Origin of the sequence: Mesorhizobium sp. M5C.F.Ca.IN.020.32.2.1 (assembly GCF_004023105.1) — a bacterium.
GTDB classification, from domain to species: domain Bacteria; phylum Pseudomonadota; class Alphaproteobacteria; order Rhizobiales; family Rhizobiaceae; genus Mesorhizobium; species Mesorhizobium wenxiniae.
In genome coordinates this window covers 1-935 of record NZ_RZSX01001403.1, presented here as the reverse complement: position 1 = coordinate 935, position 935 = coordinate 1, and the positions used below count along the sequence as shown (strand labels likewise).

Annotated in this window: 1 protein-coding gene; it reads left to right on the top strand. The window is 62.4% G+C overall.

Going from position 1 to position 935, the window contains the following annotated elements; all coding sequences use genetic code 11:
• Positions 1 to 93: 93 nt before the first annotated feature.
• Positions 94 to 935, top strand: an 842-nt coding sequence (locus EOA86_RS36350; RefSeq protein ID WP_245497499.1) for an alpha-amylase family glycosyl hydrolase, incomplete at its 3' end; no start/stop codon positions are given.

The window sequence follows — 935 nt, the reverse complement described above, 5'->3', positions numbered from 1 at the left end:
GCGCAGCAGGAGTTTCACGGCCGGTGCCGGGGCGAACGGTGAGTTTTATGATCGAACACAAGGCCGCGCAGGCTCAGATAAAGGAGAACGGCGGTGGCAAATGACAACGCCGAGTGGTGGCGCGGCTGCGTCATCTACCAGATCTACCCGCGCTCCTTCCAGGACACGACAGGGGACGGCAGTGGCGATCTGCGCGGCATTGCCTCAAGGCTGGCTCATGTCGCATCGCTTGGCGTCGACGCCGTCTGGCTGTCGCCCTTCTTCAAGTCGCCGATGGCCGATATGGGTTACGACGTGTCCGACCATACAGCCGTCGATCCGATGTTCGGCACATCAGAGGATTTCGAGGCGGTGGTCGCCGAGGCGCACCGTCTCGGCCTGAAAGTCATTATCGACCAGGTCCTGTCGCATTCGTCCGACCGGCACGAATGGTTCGTCGAAAGCCGCGCGAGCCGCGATAACCCTAGGGCGGACTGGTATGTCTGGGCCGATCCGAGTCCTGACGGCAGCGCGCCCAACAACTGGCTGTCGGTCTTCGGCGGCCCCGCCTGGGAGTGGGACGCGACCCGCAGACAATACTACATGCACAATTTCCTCGCCTCGCAGCCGGACCTCAATTTCCACAATCCGGAGGTTCAGGACGCCCTGCTGGAGACGGTGCGGTTTTGGCTGGAGCGCGGCGTCGACGGGTTTCGGCTCGATACGGTCAACTACTATGTCCATGACCGCTGGCTGCGCAGCAACCCGCCCCTTGCGTCGAGCGTCGCCGGCACGAACACCGAAACCAATCCCTACCTCTATCAGGAGCATTTGTTCGACAAGACGCAGCCCGAAAACCTCGCTTTCCTCAAGCGTTTTCGGGCGCTGCTCGACGAATATGAGGGCCGCGCCGCTGTCGGTGAGGTCGGCGACGAAACCCGTTCGTTGCAGACGCT